Origin of the sequence: Streptomyces sp. NPDC007162, assembly GCF_040634175.1 — a bacterium.
GTDB lineage: Bacteria > Actinomycetota > Actinomycetes > Streptomycetales > Streptomycetaceae > Streptomyces.
Genome location: NZ_JBEYFC010000978.1, coordinates 1 through 1,525, shown reverse-complemented (window position 1 = coordinate 1,525; position 1,525 = coordinate 1). Strand labels below are relative to the sequence as shown.

2 protein-coding genes and 1 pseudogene are annotated in these 1,525 nt (G+C 71.1%); 1 reads left to right on the top strand and 2 read right to left on the bottom strand.

Annotated elements, in window-relative coordinates:
* Positions 1–139: 139 nt before the first annotated feature.
* Complete coding sequence (locus ABZ646_RS46440; protein WP_360533787.1) at positions 140–493, bottom strand: hypothetical protein; 354 nt, start codon at positions 491–493, stop codon at positions 140–142.
* Between ABZ646_RS46440 and ABZ646_RS46435 the strand changes: the two are divergent.
* Positions 440–598: pseudogene (locus tag ABZ646_RS46435) on the top strand (IS5/IS1182 family transposase); the annotation flags it as partial. The gene ABZ646_RS46440 and the pseudogene ABZ646_RS46435 sit on opposite strands and share 54 nt — an antisense overlap.
* Here the strand turns inward: ABZ646_RS46435 and ABZ646_RS46430 are convergent.
* Positions 573–1,163 (bottom strand): hypothetical protein, encoded by a 591-nt coding sequence (locus ABZ646_RS46430; protein ID WP_360533784.1) that lies wholly within the window; start codon positions 1,161–1,163, stop codon positions 573–575. The pseudogene ABZ646_RS46435 and the gene ABZ646_RS46430 sit on opposite strands and share 26 nt — an antisense overlap.
* Between the last annotated feature and the right edge of the window lie 362 nt (positions 1,164–1,525).

The window sequence follows — 1,525 nt, the reverse complement described above, 5'->3', positions numbered from 1 at the left end:
GTGGACAACTGCGATGAGGCGCGTCAGCCCGGCTCTTGACTTGTTCCATCGAGCAGCTGGCGCGGCAGGATCACCAGGTCGCAGACGAGTCCCGCGGCGGCCACAGCCGCGCAAGGCGCGCAGCACGTCCGGGCGGCGGTCAGCCAGTCGTATCCACCTCAGTCCGCACCTGGCGGCGGATGCCCGCCAGGAACTCGCCGCTGAGCAGCGCCCGCAGCCGGGCCGGCTCCGAGGCGATACCCGGCGCGGTCAGATCGGTCCAGCCGACGACGGCGCCGATCGGATCCGTGCAGGCTGCCAGGGCCAGGAACTTTGAGGTCTGCCCCTGCACGGTGACGGTCTGCACAGGAGCCGTGGCCGCGACTCCTCCGGCGCGGGCGGCCGGCTCAGAGCTCCAGACCACGGGCAGCGGGGCGTCGGCGCCGCCTGCCGGAAGCTGTCCGACACGGCACTGGCCGCGGCGCGCGCCCCGGTCGAGCACGGCTTCGCGCACGTGAAGAACCGGCGCGTCCTGGGCAAGGTCCGCACGGATCCGAAGTGGGCGACCGCGCTGGTGCGGGCCCTGCTGGTCCTCACGAACCAGGAAGTTGCCCGATGACCGACGCTCTTGTCGAGCGGCGCCGCTCGGCGTTCGCGACGTACAGCCAACGTCCGTCCAGGGTCGGCAGGGCGTTCGAGGGCAAGGCGGCGTCCACGGCGTGGCGCACCAGGCCGTCGAGGGCGTCGCTCAGGCGGGCGATCGGGTCGCCGCCCACGACCTCCTCCAGTTCCGGGTTCTCCAGGAACGCCGCGATGACCGGCTGCACGTGGTAGTTCTCCAAGGCCTGTACCTGTGAATAGCTCTCGGGGTCGGCGAGGTGCCGGGCCCGGAAGTCACCGAAGGCTCGGCCGGGCGGGTAGGCGGAGGCGAACTCCTGCCATGCCTCGAAGGCCCTGCGTGCCCTGGCGGCCGCCTGTGCCCGCGGCGTGTCGAGATCCAGCAGTGCTCGCGGGCCACCGTCGCACAGTGTCGGCGGAACGTTGCGCGACTCTCCGGACAGGGTTTTGGCGCCCCGGATGAGACGCGGGTCGTCCTCGTGCCCCGGGACGACCAGGAACGCAACCTCGGTCTGCGGGCTTTTTCGCCACTGGCAGCGCCGGGGAGTGTGGCCAAGGCTGCTCACACTCCCCGGCGCGAACCAACGGGCGCGGTCGCATCGCGTGGTCGGTGAACGTCGACGCCCCGATCTGCAGGACTCACCAACATGCCGCTGGGGCACGCCAGGTCGGCCAGGCCCAGTAGAAACCGCCTTGGCCCAAGCGATCCCGCGAGCCACAAGGAGTCCCGTGGCGCGCGGTGGTGCGTACGGTCGAACCCGTTACCGGAAGGACTGCTGGTGCACCCCGGAGACATCGATCACCAAGGTCAGAGGCCGACAGACGTGATCCTGCCTCCGGAGATCAGGCTCAACGGTGGTGCGGGGGCTCCAGGCCCAGCAGGCGGTCCTTGAGGGCCGGGAACTGTTCGCGGGTCGCGGCGACCCTG